Origin of the sequence: Coprobacillus sp. AF33-1AC (assembly GCF_003475785.1) — a bacterium.
In the GTDB taxonomy this organism is placed as follows: Bacteria; Bacillota_I; Bacilli_A; order Erysipelotrichales; family Coprobacillaceae; genus Faecalibacillus.
Genome location: NZ_QRQB01000010.1, coordinates 1 through 19,511 on the forward strand (window position 1 = coordinate 1; position 19,511 = coordinate 19,511).

Below are 19,511 nucleotides of genomic sequence, written 5' to 3' on the forward strand. Positions count from 1 at the left end.
TAACAAATTTTAAAAAGACTGTCGATAGTCAATTTGTCAACAGTCTGCGAGAAATAGTCAAAACTATTTCTCTTTTTTTTGCTCATTTATTTCCTTGGAAATATGAATATAGACATAAGTCAATAAATAATATACAATATTTTATAATGAAAAAATTAACGAAGATTCTTTTAAACATAAGGTATACCAAGACTCTTAAATTTTGTCCATTTGTCCAAGTGACAAACTTCAAATTCAATAAATTGTAACTGTATGTAAGGGCTTGTATAGTAAGAATTGTAAAGAGAACAACTACAGAAAGGACAAAGGAAAATGAAAGAAAAAGTACAAAAATTTGGTCGTACATTAAGTGCGATGGTGATGCCAAATATTGCTGTTTTCATTGCTTGGGGTTTAATTGCCTCGTTCTTTATTGCTAATGGATGGTTTCCTAATAAAACACTGGCAGCATTAGTAGAACCAATGAATAAGTTCCTCTTACCAATTCTTATTGCCTATACAGGAGGTCATAATGTCTATGGTCAAAGAGGTGGAATCGTTGGAGCGATTATGGCAATAGGAGTCTTAGTAGGAGCACCTATTCCTATGTTTATTGGAGCCATGATTGCAGGACCATTAGGAGCCTATTTAATGAAAAAAGTAGATGGTGTTTTAAAAGACCATACACCTCAAGGCTTTGAAATGTTAGTCAATAACTTTTCAGCAGGAATCTTAGGATTCATTCTAGCAATAATTGGTTGTCTAGCAATTAACCCAGCATGTATTGCATTGAATGATGTTTTATACTCAGGGGTTCACTTCTTTGTAAAACATGGTTTATTACCACTGTTATCAATTATTGTTGAACCAGCTAAAGTATTATTCTTAAATAATGCAATTAATCATGGAATCTTTTCACCAATTGGAATTCAAGAAGCAGCCGCAACTGGAAAATCAATTTTCTATTTAATAGAATCTAATCCGGGACCTGGTTTAGGAATCTTATTAGCTTATTGTTTCTTTGGTAAAGGATCATCTAAAGCATCCGCTCCAGGAGCAGCTATTATTCATTTCTTCGGTGGAATTCACGAAATCTATTTTCCATATATTTTAATGAATCCATTATTGTTAATTGCTGCGATAGCCGGTGGAGCAACAGGAATCTTAATTAATACAATTTTTAATTCAGGACTTGTTTCGGCAGCATCTCCAGGAAGCATCATTGCTATATTAGGAATGTGTTCATCTGATAGTTATTTAGGTGTGATTATCAGTGTCGTTGCCGCTACAGCCGTATCTTTCTTTGTTGGATCATTTATCTTAAAGATTTCCAAAAGTGAAGATGAAGATTTAGAAGAAGCAAAAGAAAGAATGGAAAGTATGAAAAATAAACCTGAAGAAAAAGTTGCTTATAATCAATTAAGAAAAATTGTTTTCGCCTGTGATGCCGGAATGGGATCAAGTGCTATGGGTGCAACAATCTTAACAAAAAAATTAAAAGCAGCCGGAATTGATGTTGATGTACCACATTATGCTATCAACGATATTCCTCAAGATACAGAAGTCGTTGTAACTCATCAATCATTAGTTGAACGAGTTAACAATTTACTTCCAAATGTTGTTGTATTCCCTATTACTAATTTTATGGGTGGTAGTGAATATGATGAAATTGTAGAAAAGTTAAAATAGGAGGATAAGAATATGTATTCATCTCGACAAGCAAAAATTATCATGTTTTATTTATGCAGGGATGAGTACGTCACTTATCAAGAAATATCAAAAGAATTACAAATCAGCTCAAGAACAATAATGAGAGAATTAAATCAAATCAAGGACTCTTTACAAAAAAATCATTTACAAATTCATTCCTTAAAAGGAAAAGGTATTCGTCTTATTGGTGAGGATGCTGATAAACAAAATTTAATGATGGATATCCAAGGATCAAAAATTGATTACATGGATAAAGAAGAAAGACAAGAACTCTTATCTTTAGAACTATTAAGAAATAAAGAAATCCAAAAACTATTTTATTACAGTAACAAATTTCAAGTATCAGAGGCGACTATATCACATGATTTAGATGATCTTGAAACATTCTTTAAAACATACCACATACAGCTAATTAGAAGACCTGGATATGGAGTTGGTGTCACTGGTGATGAAACGCATATTCGTCAAGCTATTTCAGTTATTATTAATAAAACAGTACAAAGGCAAATTGTTGATATTGACTTTGATCGCTATGATATCGAAGATGTAACAAATAATATTCTTTCAAGCCAGAATAATCCAGGACTTAAAAAACTTATCGACACTCAAATACTAACAAAAATACTCGAAGTCTTTAAAGCACATCATGAAGAATTAGAACTTGATACTATCGCTAAAAGCTCATATATGGGATTACTTATACATCTCATGATTGCAGTCAATAGAATTCAAGAAAATAGGCCAATGAGTGATAATCAAGAAATCTATAATCTTATCAATGATGAAAATGCTTATGCAAAAGCTAAAAAATTAATGACTTATCTATCTCAAGCATTTGATATTACTTTTGAAAAGACGGAATGTGCATTTATTGCTATTCATCTACAAACAGCGAAACCTGCTGTTATTGATCAAGAATCTTCAACAGAAGAATATAGTGATATCATTTATAAAATGCTGATGGTTTTTAATGAAGCAGGCTATAACTTACTATCAGATTATGAATTATATCAAAGTTTAACTGCTCATTTAAAACCAGCCCTTATTCGTTTAGAATACGGTTTACCTATATATAATCCAATGTTAAAAGAAATCAAAGAAAACTTTACTGAAATATTTAACATTACTAAACAAGCCAGTCGTGTTATTGAAAGTACATATCATCATGCTATGAATGATGATGAAATCGGTTATTTAGCCTTACACTTTGCAGCCGGTATTGAAAGATATAAAACTACACATTTAAGACCTATACAAGTGGGTGTTATTTGTAGTAGTGGTATTGGTTTATCATCTTTATTGATTGCAAGAATAAAAAGAATCGTTGATTACAATGTGCATCTTGTTCCATTATCAATCACTGATATTGAAACAAGTCAATGCGAATTATTAATTTCTACATTTGATATTGAAAATACATTATACGTGACGCCTTTGCTTAATCAAAATGATGTCGTTTCTATTTTAAAAGCCATAGAAGAAAAAAGAAAACATAAGCAAGTAAAACAAACAAAAAAAGAAAAATATGACTTATTAGAAATTGCTGAAACAATCAAAAATATAATTCAACAAATGAAACTGATCATTTTAAATGCTAATACAAACAAATATGATCTTATTCTTTCAGGATGTAAGCAAGTTACTCAAAACCCTATACTCATTCAACAAATCTTAAAAAGAGAAGAAAAAGGAAGTAATATTTATCATTCATTTCATTTTGCTTTATTACATACAACAACTTCTCTTGTTAATGATTGTATCGTCCATATTATTCAACCTGACCAACACTATTTCATAAATGAAGAACTTCATGATATTGAAATAGCACTCCTTATGCTTATCCCTGAAAATGGTAAAGAATATCAAAAAAGATTAATGTCATATATATCAGCCCAACTATTAGAAAATGCAGAATTTATAAAACAATTACACGATCATAATGAAAATCAAATAAAAGAAATGTTTAACACATTACTTCAAAACTGGATGTTAGATTATATAAAGGAGGAAGAAAAAATTGGCACATATTAATGTTTACTTTGCCTGCGATGCAGGAATGGGATCAAGTGCCCTAGGAGCAACCCTATTAAAAAAATTTGTTAACCGTGAGATATTTGTTTCCAATTGCTCAGTGTATCATATCCCTTTAAATTGTAATATTGTTATATGTCAAAAAAGCTTACTTCAACAAATAGATAGAAAGTATAGATTTTTAAAGATATATGAAATAGATAATTTTCTTGATGAAAAAAGACTTCAATTTATATCAAAGGAGATTATGGAAATGGTAGATACAAATCAGATTCTAGCAAAAGAATCAATTATTCTTGACTGCTCATCATGTACAAGTGATGAAGCCATTACGGCAGTAGGAAAACTATTAGTAGAAAAAGGATACGTAGAAGAACCTTATATTGAGGGAATGTTAAAAAGAGATCATGATTTAACAACTTATATAGGTAATGATTTAGCTATTCCTCATGGAGAATACGATGTAAAAGATTATGTAAAAACAACAGGTATGGCTGTGATGATTTATCCTGATGGTGTGGAATGGAATGGCAATAAAGCAAGAATCGTTATTGGTATTGCTGCTAATGGTGATGCCCATATGGAAATTCTATCCAATATAGCTTTAAAATTATGTGATATGGATACAGTAAATCAAATTGTAGAATCAAAAGATATTAATTATATCTATGATGTTCTAACAAAGGAATAATAAAATGATTATTACAGTAACTTTAAATCCAGCAATTGATAAAACTGCACAAGTCACAAAAATGGTTTGTAATGGATTAAACCGTTTAGACAATGTGATGTTGGATGTTGGTGGTAAAGGAATTAATGTTTCTAAAGCCATCAAAGAATTAAAAGGAGAATCAATCTGTACTGGATTTGTTGCTGGTGATAATGGTGTTTGGATTGAAAAGAAATTAGATGAATTAGGATTAAAGTATGACTTCAAACATGTTGAAGGAAATACAAGAATGAATCTAAAAGTTTTAGACGAAGATATGAACTTGACAGAGCTAAATGAAATCGGAACAGAAATTAAATCTGATGATTTATTAGCGATGAAAAAACAATTATTAGAAATGACTTTACCGGGAGATATTGTTGTCTTGTCTGGAAGTGTTCCTAAAGGTGTACCTCAAGATATTTATAAAGAATTAACACAGTTATTAAAAGATAAAGGAGCTAAAGTCATTTTAGATGCTGATGGTGATTTATTTACCGCAGGTATTGAAGCAGGACCACATTTAATAAAACCTAATAAATATGAATTATGTAAATACTTTGAATTAAGTGAAGATGTCAATGATGTTGAATTAATCGACCATGCTAAAAAACTATTATACAAAGGTATTGAAATGGTTGTGATTTCACTTGGAGCTGATGGTGCTATCTTCATTACTCATAATGAAGTAGCACGTGTAAAAGGTTTAAAAATTACACCACATTCTTCAGTAGGTGCAGGAGATTCCATGGTTGGTGCATTAGCTTATGGAATTGATCACGATTTTGAATTAGTTCGTTTAATTAAATGGGCAGTAGCTACATCAGCAGGAGCTGTGATGACAAAGGGAACAAAAGCCCCACATATTTCAGTTATTGAAAAATTAGTCAATGAAGTATCTATAGAGTTTAAATAATAAGGAGACAAACATAATGAAAACAAGAGCAGTACGTTTATATGACGTTGATGATATTAGATTAGAAGAATTTGAATTACCAGAAATTAAAGATGATGAAATCTTAGTAAAAGTCGTATCTGACAGTATTTGTATGTCAACATATAAAACTGTAAAACAAGGAGCAAAACATAAACGTGTTCCTAATGATGTTTATGATAATCCAATTATTATTGGTCATGAATTTGCTGGAGATATCGTAAAAGTAGGAAAAAAATGGCAAGATAAATTTAAACCAGGACAAAAATTCGCCCAACAACCTGCCATTCCAGGACAAATGGAATCACCAGGTTATTCTTATAGATGGTGTGGAGGAGATACAGAATATTGTATTTTCCCTAATGATATTATTGAAGCTGGTTGTTTATGGACATTTGAAGGAGATAGCTACTTTGCTGCTTCTGTAGCAGAACCTATGTGTTGTGTTATTTCTGGATTCCACAGTCATTATCATACTGTACCAGGATGTTATGATCATGTTATGGGTACTAAAAAAGATGGTGATATCATTATTTTAGGTGGTTGTGGACCAATGGGATTAGGTGCTGTAAGCTATTCATTAACTTATGAAAATAAACCTAAACGTGTTGTTGTTACAGATATTGATGACGCTAAAATTGCTCGTGCTCGTTCAGTTATTTCGGAAGAATATGCAGCGAGTCATGGTGTAGAATTACATTATGTCAATACAGCAAAAATGGATGATCCAGTTAAAGAATTGATGGCTATAACAGGTGGTAAAGGATATGATGATGTTTATGTTTATGTACCTATTCCAGCAGTATGTGAAATGGGAGATCAATTACTTGCATATGATGGAAACATCAACTTATTTGCTGGACCTACAGATGCTAAGTTTGCTGCACCAATGAATTTATATAATTGTCATTATTCAAGACATCGTATTTTAGGAAGTACCGGTGGAACAATTGATGATATGAAAGAAGCAATTGATAAAGATGCTCAAGGTTTAATTCAAACTGCTGTTATGATTACTCATATTGGTGGTTTAGATGCTGTAGTTGAAACAACAAAGAACTTACCAACTATTCCTGGAGGTAAAAAATTAATTTATACTCATATTAATATGCCTTTAACAGCAATTGCTGATTTTGAAGAATTAGGAAAAACTGATCCTTTATTCAAACAACTTGCTGATGCTGTAAGTAAAACAAATGGTTTATGGAATAGTGAAGCAGAAAAAATCTTATTAAATGCCAAACAATAAAAGGACTCATCAGTCCTTTTTTCATAAACAAAAGTTTAAATTTAAATGAAAATCAAGATTTATATTTACAGGTGATATGATAAAAGAAGACATGATAAAAAGCATAATATAAAGGAGATGGTTTTAAGTTATATGAAAACAATGGAAGATAAATATATGGCACTTTTAAATAAAGAATATCCTACAGATTCTATTATTATTCAAGAAATAATTAAACTAGAATCAATCTTAAATCTTCCTAAGGGAACAGAACATTATATCTCTGACTTACATGGTGAATATGATGCTTTTAAACATTTAATGAATAATTGTTCAGGAGTCATTAAAGAAAAAGTCATTTTTCTTTTTCAAAAAGAAATGAGTAATCAAGAGATTAATGATTTTTGTCAATTAATCTATTATCCAGATCTATATTTACCTAAAAAGGAAACGAATGAATGGTACTGTCAATGTTTATTAAGACTAATTCGACTAGCACGTTATATTACTTCAAAATATACAAGAACAACAATTAGAAATTATCTTCAACAAGATTATGCCGATATTATTGATGAATTAATTCATGCTCAATTAGATGAAATGGATCAAAAATATATTTATCATTTAAAGATTATTAATATGATTATTGAACTTCACCAACAAGATGATTTTATAAAAACAATCATTAAATTAATTAAACACTTTGCCGTCGATAAATTACATATTTTAGGTGATCTTTATGATCGTGGGAAAAATCCTCATAAAATCATTAATGATTTAATAGAGTATAAAAGAGTAGACATTCAATGGGGTAATCATGATATCTTATGGATGGGAGCGTATCTTGGTCAAGAGGCTTGTATTGTAACTGTGGTCAAAAATTGTGTTCATTATCAAAATTTAGCTTTGTTAGAGAGATACTATGGTATTCCCTTAAGAAATTTAATGTTAGAAGCAACGAAGTGTTATCCTCAAAAAGAAACGAATAAAGCTATGGAGCTATATTGTTTAGAATTAATCAAGCAATGTGAATTAAAACTCATTAAGCAATATCCTCATTGGCATATGGAATATCGTATTCAAAACCAAAATCCAGCTCATCTATCACCATCACAAATAGCCATTATTAAAGAATTAAAACATAGTTTTACTCGTAGTATGCCTTTAAAAAAGCATATGGACTTTATCTTTCAAAAAGGTTCGCTTTATTTAAAAACAAATCATAATTTATTATTACATGGTTGTATTCCTTTAGATGAAAATGGACAGCTTTATCAGTATCATCACTTTGATCAAATATTAAAAGGTAAAGCTTATTTTGATTATGTTGATCACTATATTAATGAATGCTATCAAAAGAAACAACAACCAGATTATTTTTGGTATTTATGGTGTGGTCAGTATTCTCCATTATGTGGCAGAAAGATTATCCTAGATCAACCAGGAATAGAATTAAAAAATAGTTATTATCACTATATTGAAGATGAAAAAATATGTCTTACATTATTAAGAGAATTTGGATTATACGGGTCAGATTGTCATATTATTAATGGACATACACCAATCAGGGTAAAAGATGGTGAAAGTCCTTTAAAAGGAAATGGAAGATTAATTATGATTGATGGTGGATTTTGTAAACAAAATCAAAAGAAAACGGGAGTAGCCGGATATACATTAATAAGCAATTCTCATGGAATGCGTTTAAAAACACATCATGTACATGTAGGGTCTTATCGTCATGATGTAGAATATGATTCAATGATTATCTATACAGCTAAAAATCAAGAATATATCAAGGATAAAAAGCGTGGATTAGAAATCATAGAACAGATGAATGATTTAAAAAAATTACTCGAATTAAAGCGTCAAAATGAAATATAAGATACCTTGCATTTCTTATTTTAATATCATATAATTAAATTAACGAAGGGGTGTTGTTTATGTGTTTGGGTATTATATTAATGTTGGTGGGAGTAAGCGTAGTTTATATGGGACTACAATATTTCAAATATGCGATGGAAGATTAATAATCTAACGAAAGTTAGATTATTTTTTTTACTTTAAATGTATGTTATGATTAAGACAAATTGTAGGTGATAAAATGAAAAAAATACAAGAAATTGTTGTTGTCGAAGGAAAAACGGATACAGCTACATTAAAACAACTTTTTGATGTAGATACTATTGAAACCCATGGTTTAGCTTTAAGTGATCAAACTTTAGAACTCATTAAAGAAGCAGGAAAAAGCAGGGGTGTGATTGTTTTAACTGATCCTGATTTTCCAGGTATGAAAATAAGAAACCAAGTAAGTGAAGTTGTACCTGATTGTAAACATGCATTTGTCGAAAAAAAGGATGCCCGTGGTAAAAAGAAATTAGGTATTGCAGAAGCGAGAAAAGAAGCGATTGTCGAAGCATTAGAAAATGTGGTCACTTTTCACCAACAACAAGAATCTATTACTTGGAAAGAATTCTTATCTTTAGATATTATTGGTGATAGTCAAAGAAGAAAACAAGTTTATCAATTATTTCATTTAGGATATGGAAATGCTAAAACATTATTTAAAAGATTAAACATGGTCGGTATCACAAAACAAGATATACAACATGCGTTAAAAAAGGAGACACAATGAAACCCATAGCAAGTATTTCAACAACTCAATATATATTAGACCACTATCATTTACAGGCTTTAAAAAAATATGGACAGAACTTTTTAATTGATGTCAATGTCGTTGAAAAAATTGTAGCCTGTGGAAATGTTGACCAAAATACTGCCGTGATTGAAGTAGGTCCCGGAATTGGGGCTTTAACTCAAATTTTATCTCAATATGCTGGTCATGTTTATAGTTATGAAATTGATGAAAGATTTAAACCGGTCTATCATGACTTTATTGATCAAGAAAAAGTGGATATTATTTTTGAAGACTTTTTAAGTAGTTCATTAGATAAAATTGAAAAGATAAAAGAGAAATATCCAAGAGTCATCTTAGTAGCTAATTTACCCTATTATATTACAACTCAAATTATTGAAAAAATTGTTTATAGTCAAGTAGCTATTGATGAAATGATTGTGATGGTACAAAAAGAAGTCGCTAAAAAGTATTGTGGTGATTATAAAAGCCCCCTTACCATGATGATTCATTATCGTGGTATGATAGAATACATGTTTACTGTATCAAAAAATGTTTTTATACCTCGACCTCATGTAGATAGTGCCATTATGAAAATATCACTTAATCGTCATTATCATCCTCAATTAAAAGAAGTATTAGATGTCAGTTTTAAACAAAGAAGAAAAACAATCTATAACAATCTAAAACAGCAATATTCACAAGCTCAAGAAATATTAGAAGCGTGTGGAATTAATGAAAAAACAAGAAGTGAACAATTAGAGATCGAAGATTTTATAAAAATCACAGATTATATAAAAGAACATAAAATATAATGGTGATGATATGAAAATTGGTGATCATGTTTGCCGTAAAAAATATGGCAAAGACATCTGTTTTGAAATAGTAGATATTAAAGATGATATTTATTATTTAAGAGGTATTGAATATCGGTTAGTTGCTGACAGTGATGAAAGTGATTTGGAAATAAAAGAGAGTAACGAACCTCATGAAGATATTCAATTAGATAATCCTCGTTGTTTAAAAGGATCAGTATTACACATTGATGGCGATCCTTACTATTTAAAAATGTGTTTAAATAAATATCATGAGTATGGAATACGCGTGATAGGTTATTATTATAAGGAAGAGGAAATAAAAGATCATATCATTCCTTTATTAGAAAAACATAAACCAGATTTATTAGTGATTACAGGTCATGATGCTTTGAAAAAAGATAGTAATCAAAAAGAAAGTCATAATTATCTTCATAGTCAAGATTATGTTCAAGCCATCATGAAAGCAAGAGAATATGAAGATGATAAAGATGCTTTAATTATTTTCGCTGGAGCATGTCAATCATACTATGAACTATTATTAGCGGCTGGAGCGAACTTTGCTTCTTCACCCGCTAGAAAAAATATTCATGCATTAGATCCGGTGGTAGTCATTTGCCAAATCGCAAATGCAAGTGTAAAGGAATATGTAGATTTAGAAAAAATTATAGATAAAACCTCGCATAAACAACTTGGTATAGGTGGTATTGATACTAGAGGCGTGGCGAGAAATTTATATCCGAGGTAACAGTTATGAAAGTAAAAGCATATGCAAAAGTGAATCTAGCTTTAGATGTTGTACGAAAAAGAGAAGATGGTTATCATGATTTAGAAATGATTATGGCACCAATTACTTTACATGATTTAATTTATGTAGATGTCATTAAAGAAGGGATAGAAATTAAATCTAATAGTAAAGTCATGCCCACAGATCAAAGAAACATTATGTATAAAGTCGCTAAACTCATGCAAGAAAGATATCATTTGAAAAAAGGAATTAAAATTTTTGTTTACAAACATATTCCTACTCAAGCAGGATTAGCGGGAGGTAGTGCTGATGGAGCAGCAATTATTAAAGCTATGAATCATTTGTTTAAATTAAATTTATCAATGGAAGAAATGGCTGCTCTAGGTAAAGAAGTAGGGGCTGATATTCCTTTTTGTATTTATGAACAAACAGCTTTTGTAGAAGGAGTAGGTGAAAAATTGCAATTTATTCAAACTCCATTTAATGCACATTTATTATTAGTTAAACCAAAAAAAGGTGTTTCTACTAAAAAAGCATTTAATCAATTAGATTTAAGTCAAGTTGTTCATCAAGATTGTCGTACAATGAAACAAGCGATAGAAAATAAAGATTATCAAGGAGTAATTGATAACTTACAAAATACCCTAGAAGGACCATCAATTAAAATGATTCCTGATATTAAAAAAATAAAAGCAGAAATGATTGAATTAGGTTTTGATGGGTCTTTAATGTCTGGTAGTGGTTCTTGTGTATTTGGACTTACTCAAGATGAAAAAGTATTAGAAGCAGGTTATGAATACTTTAAAGGAAAATACTATTTTGTTAGAAAGACAGATATTCTAAATAAATGACAAAAAGTGAGGCTTTTTGTCATGTTTTATCTTTAATTTATGTAAATATTTTGTTAGAATGTTGACCGTAGAGAGGTGACGCAATGAAAACATATGCAGTCGTTATGGCAGCCGGAAAAGGAACAAGAATGAAATCCGACAAGCCTAAAGTTGTTCATGAAGTTTTATATAAACCCATGATTTGTCATATTGTTGATGAATTAAAAGGTTTAGGCGTAGATGGTATCTACGTTATTGTAGGACATAAAGCGCAAGAAGTTGAAAAATTAGTTGATGGCGTTGAGTTTGTTTTACAAAAAGAACAGTTAGGAACTGGTCATGCTTTAATGCAAGCAAGGAGTGTTTTAGGTGATAAAGAGGGTACAACTATTGTTTTAAATGGAGATGCACCACTTATTACTAAAGAAACATTAAAGGGGTTAATTCAATATCACAATGATCATCATTTACAAGGTACAGTAATGACATGTGATTGTGATCTTGATAAGAAATTTGGTCGTATTATTAAAGAAAACGATCAAGTAACAGGAATTGTTGAATACAAAGATTGTTCACCAGAACAAATTCAAATTAAAGAAATGAATGTTGGTGAATATTGTTTTGACAACCAAGCATTATTCAAAGCATTAGAAAAAGTAACCAATGATAATGCCCAAAATGAATATTATATTACAGATGTATTAAAAATTATGAATGATGATCATTTAAATGTAGGTGGTTATAAAATTGCTGATTTAGCTGAAGTAGGTGGTATTAATGACCGCGTAGAACTTGCTGAAGCAACAAAACAATTACAACTTAAAGTCAATAAAAAACATTTACTAAATGGTGTTAACATCATTGATATTAATAATACTTATATTGGTGTTGATGTTGAAATCGGACCTGATACAACAATCGAACCAGGATGTATCATTAAAGGAAAAACAACAATTGGTAGTCATTGTCATATTGGACCATATTGTGAATTTGATAATGTAGAAATCAAAGATCATGTAGAAATTAAATTCTCAGTTATCGCTGATTCAATTATTGAAAATGGTGTTGATATTGGACCATATGCAAGACTTAGAAATCATTGTCATATCTTAGAAAATGTTCATATGGGTAACTTTGTAGAAATGAAAAAAGCCACTTTTGGTAAAGGAAGTAAAGCAGCTCATTTAAGTTACATTGGCGATGCTACTGTAGGTAGTGATGTTAATATTGGATGTGGAACAATTACAAGTAACTATGATGGAAAAAATAAATTCCAAACAGTGATTGAAGACAATGTCTTTGTCGGATGTAATTCCAATTTAGTTGCACCAGTTACTGTTGGTAAAAATGCTTTTATTGCTGCAGGATCAACAATTACTGATGAAGTTCATGAAGATGCTTTTGCTATCGCAAGAAGTAGACAAGTGAATAAAGAAGGATATAGTAAAGTATTAGAAGAAAAAAGAAATCAAATAAATAAAAAATAAAATAGAGGTAGAAAAGGAAATGAAAAACAAAATTACAGTATTTGCATTATCATCAAGTGTCAAATTAGCTAAAGACATTTGTGACAATTTAGGATGTCAATTAGGTAAATCTAAAGTTCATCATTTTGCTGATGGAGAAATCTTAGTTGAAATTGATGAATCAGTTCGTGGTAAAGATGTATTTATCGTTCAATCAACATCAAACCCAGTAACTGAAAACTTAATGGAAATTTTAGTTTTAGCTGATGCTTTAAAAAGAGCATCTGCTAAAGAAATTACAGCAATCATCCCATATTTTGGATATGCTAGACAAGATCGTAAAGCTAAACCAAGACAACCAATTACTTCAAAATTAGTTGCTGATTTACTTACAACTGCAGGAGTTAACAGAGTTGTTACTGTTGATTTACATGCAGCTCAAATTCAAGGTTTCTTCAATATTCCAGTTGATGAAATGCAAGCATTACCATTAATTAGTAATTACTTTAAAAATAAAGGTGTTGAAGATATTTGTGTTGTATCTCCAGACCATGGTGGAGCTACACGCGCTCGTAAATTAGCCGTTGCCTTAGATGCTCCAGTTGCTATTATTGATAAAAGAAGACCTAAACCTAATGTTGCTGAAATCATGGGAGTATTAGGTGATGTTAAAGGTAAAAACTGTATTATGATTGATGATATGATTGATACTGGTGGTACAATTGTTGCTGGTATTGATATGTTATTAGAAAAAGGAGCAAAAGATGTATTCGTAGCATGTACTCACCCAGTATTCTCTGGACCTGCTGTAGAAAGATTAAAAACATCTGCTGCTAAAGAAGTTGTTGTTACAGATACAATTATTCTACCAGAAGAAAAAACATTCGATAAATTACATGTTGTATCAGTAGCTGCATTACTTGCTAAAACAATTGAAAGTATTGAAAATAACTTACCAGTAAGTGATGTATTTAAAGAATTTGATTTCGAAAAATAATAGATATGAAAAGTCCAGAATTTCTGGACTTTTCTTTTTTTAAAATATGTTTCATTCACGAAACATATTTTTTTATTACAGATTATTAATATATGAGTAATTTTGTTACATATGTGAAACAAAATCACTCATTGAAATATCTATTAAGGATGATAAACTGTCTATAGTTAGTTTACGCTAACTGTAGGGAGGAAGAAAATGAAAAAATTATCAAGTCTTATTTTATCATTCATGTTGATGTTTGGTATACAATTAACAAGTTTGAATACTGTTTGTGCAGCAGTAGATTTAACTAAAGAGGGAACTTATACAGTAGATGTGGATTTATGGAATGAAACCAAAGATCAAGCATCTATGGCTGCAGGAGCTTTAGAAAAACAAGCTAGGATAGTAGTAAAAGATGGAAAAACTACAATGTACTTAACTGGTAAGGAAATGAGGATGGGGACAATTACTGCTTGGTTACAAGAATTATACATAGGATCAATGCAATCTAATTATCATGACCATAGTGCAACCGTGGAAAGTCGTGATGAACAAGGAAATCCAACATTGTGGTCATTTGAATTACCACATCAAGAAGAATATATTTCAGTAGTGATGAATCCACATGTAGCAATGATGGGAAATATGGATTTAGGTGCTCGAATTAAAGTTAATTATAATACTTTAAAATATGTTGAATCGGTGAATCCTGAAGAACCAGAACAACCTCATCAACCAACAACAGAACCTAAAAATGAGCAAACAAATAAAACTGAAGAGAATCCAGTAACACCTACAACAGTAGGTCAACAATCATCCACTGTTAATCAAAAATCAAAAGCAGTACAAACTGGGGATCAACAATCAATTGGATTATTTATCAGTTTAATGCTAGTATCATTAGTTTTTGCAGGATACACAATAAAAAAAGAATTATGTAAATAGGATAATGGGGCATAACAAAATGCCTCATTGTTTATTTGAATGGAGGAAAAATGAAAATAAAAGTCGCATCTTTATTATTTATATTCATGTTACTTATGCCAACACCAGTCTATGGATTCAATGATGGTGCATATTTAGTAACACGTACAACCAGTTATGTTAATCCACTTACAGGTCAAACTGAAGATGGAGGAACAAATATTACGTTAGGTGATAGTATGGTCTCAAATATTGTTGAAAATCAACTTTTAATTGAACAAACAGGAGAAAAATACTATATCACCATTGGACTAGGATTAGCGTCAAATGTAAAAAATGTTCGTTTTAAAATCATGAATAGTCTAGGAACATTTTCTTCTGTGGGGAGTAGTCAAACTGGAAGTTCTAGTGCTAACGGAGATACTGTCAATCATTATCGTATTCAAGTAAGCTCTTTAGATGTATATATTAGTCCTATTATTTATGTTTCACCAATGGCAAGAGATGTTCAATTTTTTATTAAGCCACATATTGAATCGGCAACACCGGGAACAGGAATTTATAAAAGTCAAATGATACCATCAAATCAAAATACAAGCTCAACTGAGGCAATACAACAAAAGACAAACAATGAAACAAGTACGAAAAATACAAATTCTGTTAATAAAAACACAGATACAGTTCAAGAACAACAAACAGAAAATCAAGTTGAACATGTAACAGTTGGGACTATCTCTAAAGAATCCTTATTAGAAGGACAAGGCTTAAAAAGTTATTTATTTGATCAAAATGGTAAAATAAATACCAAGCTAAAGTTAACACAAAAGAACTTGAAGAAATCCAAGCAAGAATCTAAACAAAAATCATTTCATTATGAATGGCTGATAGGAGTTGTACTTGTTATTATGGGAGGAATTATTTATGTTAAAAAAATTAAAAAATAGTTTACTCATATTATGTTTAATGATCGTAACAACAGGTTGTGTCAACCAAAATCAAGAAACTCACAGTCAACAAGTAAAACTTGTTTCAACATCAATAGCTATCAGTGAAATATTAGTATCTTTGAATATTTCTAAAGACCAAGTTGTAGGTATCCCTGAAACACAGTCATATAGCATACCTAAACGATATCAAAAGGCTACAAAAATAGGAACAGCAATGTCACCGGATATGGAAAAGTTGTCTCAATTAAAGCCAGATTTAATATTAAGTCCACAATCATTAGAAGGGGATTTAGCAAAGAAATATAAAAAATTAAAGTTAAATTCAAGTTTTGTTAATTTAAATAGTCTATCAGGAATGTATAAAAGTATTCAAGAATTAGGAAAACTATTAAATCATGAAAAGCAAGCATATCAATTAATTAATGAATATGTTGATTATATGACAGCTTTTAGAGAAAAACATCAAGACCAACAAAGCCCTCGAGTTCTTATTTTAATGGGGTTACCAGGAGGAAGTTATGTCGTTGCTACTGAATCAAGTTATGTAGGAGATCTTGTTAGACTAGCAGGGGGAACGAATATATATGGTAGTGGTGATGGTCAAGACTTTATTAACGTCAGTGTTGAAGACATGTTAAAACAAAATCCAGATATTATATTAAGAACCTCACATGCTATGCCACAGCAGGTTCAAGAATACTTTAAACAAGAATTCCAAAATAATGGAGCATGGTCACAATTTGAAGCGGTTAAAAATCAAAAAGTTTATGATTTAAATCATAAATATTTTGGAATGAGTGCTAATTTTAATTACCAAAAAGGATTAGAATCATTAGAGGATATACTATATGAAGCCAATTAAAAGACATCCTTATTTATTAATGACAATACTATTAATAGTATTGATTGTATGTTTTTTTATCGCTATTAATTTAGGCTCAATTAAAGTTTCGTTTGTTCAGTTGCTTAAAGGATTATTTATCGAATACGATCAACAAGTTGCCAGTGTATATCAAATTAGATTTCCTAGAATCATTGTGACTATATTATCAGGATGTGCCTTAGCATTATCGGGTTTATTATTTCAAGTTGTTTTAAAAAATCCACTCGCTGATCCGGGATTAATAGGTATGAGTAGTGGTGCTTATTTAGCTCATTTATTAGTAGGAATAATCTTACCTGAATTATATACAATCAAACCTTTACTAGCAGGACTTGGAGGATTATTAGCGTTTATTTTGATTTATGGATTATCGTGGCGAGACGGATTGAATACAACAAGAGTCATTTTAATTGGGGTGGCTATTCATTACTTTTTTAACGCAATAATTCAAGTGATTGAAAGTATGACATCTTCATCAAGTTCTGTATCTACCGTTACCCTTTATTCTTGGCATGATGTTTGGCTATTGTTCATTTATTTATTACCTTTAATGATTATGATGATGTTTCTAGCCAAGGCTTGTGATTTGATGAACTTTTCAAATCGAACATTACTATCATTAGGTGTTCCTGTTAATACATATCGTTTGGTTTTATCGTTAATAGCAGTCATGATGTGTAGTATATCGGTTGCTGTTGTAGGAATTTTAGGATTTATTGCTTTATTGGTACCACATCTAGCAAGATTACTTGTTGGCAGTCAACATCGTTATCTTATTCCAACATGTAGCATGTTAGGTGCAATTGTCCTATTGTTAGCTGATACAATAGGAAGAGTCATTATCGCTCCTTATGAAATTTCCCCATCATTTATTATGGCTATTATTGGTGCCCCATTATTTATTATCTTGTTAAAAAGGAGTCATGAATTACATGGAGATTAAAAAAGTATCATTTAGCTATAATCAAGAACCTTATATACAAGATTTATCATTATCAATATCTAAAGGGAAACTAACGACCATTATTGGAGCAAATGGCAGTGGAAAATCTACACTCCTTATGTTGTTAGGGCATATTTATAAAGTACAAAAAGGACAAATCGTTTTAGATAATAAGAATATTGATGATTATAAGTTAAAAGAATTTGCTAGAAACGTGGCTATAGTTCACCAAAAAAACGAACTATCAAGTGATCTTGATGTACGAACCATAGTGGGTCAAGGTCGTTTACCCTATTTAAATTATTATCAAAATTTAGGATCTAAAGATAATGAAATCATTGATTGGGCTATAGAAATTACAGGCTTAAAATCAATAGAAAATGAATTATTAAGAAATTTATCTGGGGGTCAGCAACAAAAAGTATGGTTAGCCATGGCATTAGCTCAAAAAACACCTTATTTATTACTAGATGAACCGACAACCTATCTAGATATTAAAGCACAAATAGAAATTTTAAATTTGATTAAGACAATAAATAAAGAATATCATATTACGGTTATTATGGTTCATCATGATATTAATCAAGCTATTTATTATAGCGATGAAATCATTGCTATGAAAAAAGGTAAGATTTTATATCAAGGAAAACCACAAGAAGTGATTCATCAACAATCATTGAAAGAAATATATAATTATGATTTAAAAATTATTAAAGATGATACCCATATGTTTATATTAAATTATGAAGACAGCATGAGATAACAATGCTGTCTTTTGACATAATAAGACATATATAGCATAAAATGATAAAGAATACGATAATCTATGTTTAAATTTCTCTTTTGTCTAAAAATAAAAAATAATTATAAAACAAAAATAAAAAACATGTCGATTTAATCAACTTAAATTTATTATGGATGATTGTGTGAACTTTAGAAATTTGACAAAACCATCTAGATTTGTTAGGATGTCAACCGAGGTGATTCTATGTACTTTGATACACATTGTCATTTAAACAGTGACGAATTATATGTTGATCACGATATGTTTATCAAAAATGCTTTAGCTAATGATGTTAGATATATGATGGTTGTTGGCTATGATTTAACATCATCGAAAAGAGCCGTTGAACTCGCACATGAATATGATTTTATTTATGCTGCTGTAGGAATCGGTCCTAATGATTGCAAAGACACAACAGATCAAGATTTAAACATAATCGATAAGTATTTAGAAGATCCACGTGTTTTAGCATTAGGAGAGATTGGTCTCGATTATTATTGGGATGATGTTACTCCTGAAAAGCAAAAAGAAATCTTTGATAAGCAAATGATATTAGCAAAGAAACATCAAAAACCAGTGTTAATTCATTGCCGCGATGCTTATGAAGATACTTATGATATGTTAAAACACCATGGACATCCAGGAGTCATGCATTGTTATAGTGGATCGGTAGAAATGGCTAAAAGATTTATTAACTTAGGGTTCTATATTTCTTTAGCTGGACCAGTTACATTTAAAAATGCCAGAGTTCCTAAAGATGTGGCAGCAAATATTGGTTTAGAACATTTATTAATTGAAACCGACTGTCCTTATTTAACACCTCACCCATATCGAGGAAAGTTAAATGAGCCTGCAAATGTTGTGTATATTGCCCAGGAAATAGCTAAGCTAAAGAACATGGAGATAGAAAACGTTGCAAGTGCGACAACGTTTAATGCTAAAAAAGTTTTTGGCATTAAATAGGAG

General features: G+C 30.4%; 18 protein-coding genes. All 18 read left to right on the plus strand.

The window, feature by feature from the left end; all coding sequences use genetic code 11:
* Nucleotides 1-312: 312 nt before the first annotated feature.
* The 18 genes from DWZ53_RS05065 (at nt 313) to DWZ53_RS05150 (ending at nt 19,508) form a co-directional block, all read left to right on the plus strand.
* Nucleotides 313-1,668, plus strand: coding sequence for a PTS mannitol transporter subunit IICB (locus tag DWZ53_RS05065; protein WP_118432613.1), 1,356 nt, complete (start codon nt 313-315; stop codon nt 1,666-1,668).
* Between the two features lie 12 nt (nt 1,669-1,680).
* Entirely contained in the window at nt 1,681-3,720 is a 2,040-nt protein-coding gene (locus tag DWZ53_RS05070; RefSeq protein ID WP_118432614.1) for a BglG family transcription antiterminator, read from the plus strand.
* Nucleotides 3,721-3,973: 253 nt separating this feature from the next.
* A complete protein-coding gene (locus DWZ53_RS11100) occupies nt 3,974-4,411 on the plus strand; it encodes a PTS sugar transporter subunit IIA (RefSeq protein ID WP_158568181.1) in 438 nt (145 codons plus the stop codon).
* 4 nt (nt 4,412-4,415) lie between these two features.
* Nucleotides 4,416-5,345: a 1-phosphofructokinase gene (gene pfkB / locus DWZ53_RS05080; protein WP_118432616.1), complete on the plus strand. Its 930-nt coding sequence runs from the start codon at nt 4,416-4,418 to the stop codon at nt 5,343-5,345.
* A 16-nt stretch (nt 5,346-5,361) separates the two neighbouring features.
* The gene (locus DWZ53_RS05085; RefSeq protein WP_118432617.1) at nt 5,362-6,612 is read left to right on the plus strand and encodes a zinc-binding dehydrogenase; all 1,251 of its coding nucleotides are present in this window, start codon (nt 5,362-5,364) and stop codon (nt 6,610-6,612) included.
* Nucleotides 6,613-6,744: 132 nt separating this feature from the next.
* Nucleotides 6,745-8,472, plus strand: coding sequence for a fructose-bisphosphatase class III (locus tag DWZ53_RS05090; protein WP_158568183.1), 1,728 nt, complete (start codon nt 6,745-6,747; stop codon nt 8,470-8,472).
* Nucleotides 8,473-8,692: 220 nt separating this feature from the next.
* Nucleotides 8,693-9,223 carry a ribonuclease M5 gene (gene rnmV, locus DWZ53_RS05095; RefSeq protein ID WP_118432619.1) on the plus strand — a complete coding sequence of 177 codons (531 nt, stop codon included), beginning with the start codon at nt 8,693-8,695 and terminating at the stop codon, nt 9,221-9,223.
* Nucleotides 9,220-10,038: a 16S rRNA (adenine(1518)-N(6)/adenine(1519)-N(6))-dimethyltransferase RsmA gene (gene rsmA, locus DWZ53_RS05100; RefSeq protein WP_118432620.1), complete on the plus strand. Its 819-nt coding sequence runs from the start codon at nt 9,220-9,222 to the stop codon at nt 10,036-10,038. The genes rnmV and rsmA overlap by 4 nt, the downstream gene beginning before the upstream one ends.
* Before the next feature lie 10 nt (nt 10,039-10,048).
* Nucleotides 10,049-10,786 (plus strand): sporulation peptidase YabG, encoded by a 738-nt coding sequence (locus tag DWZ53_RS05105; protein WP_118432621.1) that lies wholly within the window; start codon nt 10,049-10,051, stop codon nt 10,784-10,786.
* A gap of 5 nt (nt 10,787-10,791) precedes the next feature.
* Nucleotides 10,792-11,637, plus strand: a complete 846-nt coding sequence (ispE, locus tag DWZ53_RS05110; RefSeq protein ID WP_118432622.1) for a 4-(cytidine 5'-diphospho)-2-C-methyl-D-erythritol kinase — start codon at nt 10,792-10,794, stop codon at nt 11,635-11,637.
* Nucleotides 11,638-11,720: 83 nt separating this feature from the next.
* Nucleotides 11,721-13,103 (plus strand): bifunctional UDP-N-acetylglucosamine diphosphorylase/glucosamine-1-phosphate N-acetyltransferase GlmU, encoded by a 1,383-nt coding sequence (glmU, locus tag DWZ53_RS05115; RefSeq protein ID WP_118432623.1) that lies wholly within the window; start codon nt 11,721-11,723, stop codon nt 13,101-13,103.
* A gap of 19 nt (nt 13,104-13,122) precedes the next feature.
* The gene (locus DWZ53_RS05120) at nt 13,123-14,079 is read left to right on the plus strand and encodes a ribose-phosphate pyrophosphokinase (protein WP_118432624.1); all 957 of its coding nucleotides are present in this window, start codon (nt 13,123-13,125) and stop codon (nt 14,077-14,079) included.
* 198 nt (nt 14,080-14,277) lie between these two features.
* Nucleotides 14,278-15,009, plus strand: coding sequence for an NEAT domain-containing protein (locus DWZ53_RS05125; RefSeq protein WP_118432625.1), 732 nt, complete (start codon nt 14,278-14,280; stop codon nt 15,007-15,009).
* Nucleotides 15,010-15,059: 50 nt separating this feature from the next.
* Entirely contained in the window at nt 15,060-15,932 is an 873-nt protein-coding gene (locus DWZ53_RS05130; RefSeq protein ID WP_118432626.1) for a heme-binding Shp domain-containing protein, read from the plus strand.
* The gene (isdE, locus tag DWZ53_RS05135; RefSeq protein WP_118432627.1) at nt 15,910-16,797 is read left to right on the plus strand and encodes a heme ABC transporter substrate-binding protein IsdE; all 888 of its coding nucleotides are present in this window, start codon (nt 15,910-15,912) and stop codon (nt 16,795-16,797) included. The genes DWZ53_RS05130 and isdE overlap by 23 nt, the downstream gene beginning before the upstream one ends.
* Nucleotides 16,784-17,761: an iron ABC transporter permease gene (locus DWZ53_RS05140; protein ID WP_118432628.1), complete on the plus strand. Its 978-nt coding sequence runs from the start codon at nt 16,784-16,786 to the stop codon at nt 17,759-17,761. Before isdE ends, DWZ53_RS05140 begins: the two co-directional genes overlap by 14 nt.
* Nucleotides 17,751-18,524: an ABC transporter ATP-binding protein gene (locus tag DWZ53_RS05145; RefSeq protein ID WP_118432629.1), complete on the plus strand. Its 774-nt coding sequence runs from the start codon at nt 17,751-17,753 to the stop codon at nt 18,522-18,524. The genes DWZ53_RS05140 and DWZ53_RS05145 overlap by 11 nt, the downstream gene beginning before the upstream one ends.
* A 225-nt stretch (nt 18,525-18,749) precedes the next feature.
* Complete coding sequence (locus tag DWZ53_RS05150; protein WP_118432630.1) at nt 18,750-19,508, plus strand: TatD family hydrolase; 759 nt, start codon at nt 18,750-18,752, stop codon at nt 19,506-19,508.
* The last annotated feature ends 3 nt before the right edge of the window (nt 19,509-19,511 follow it).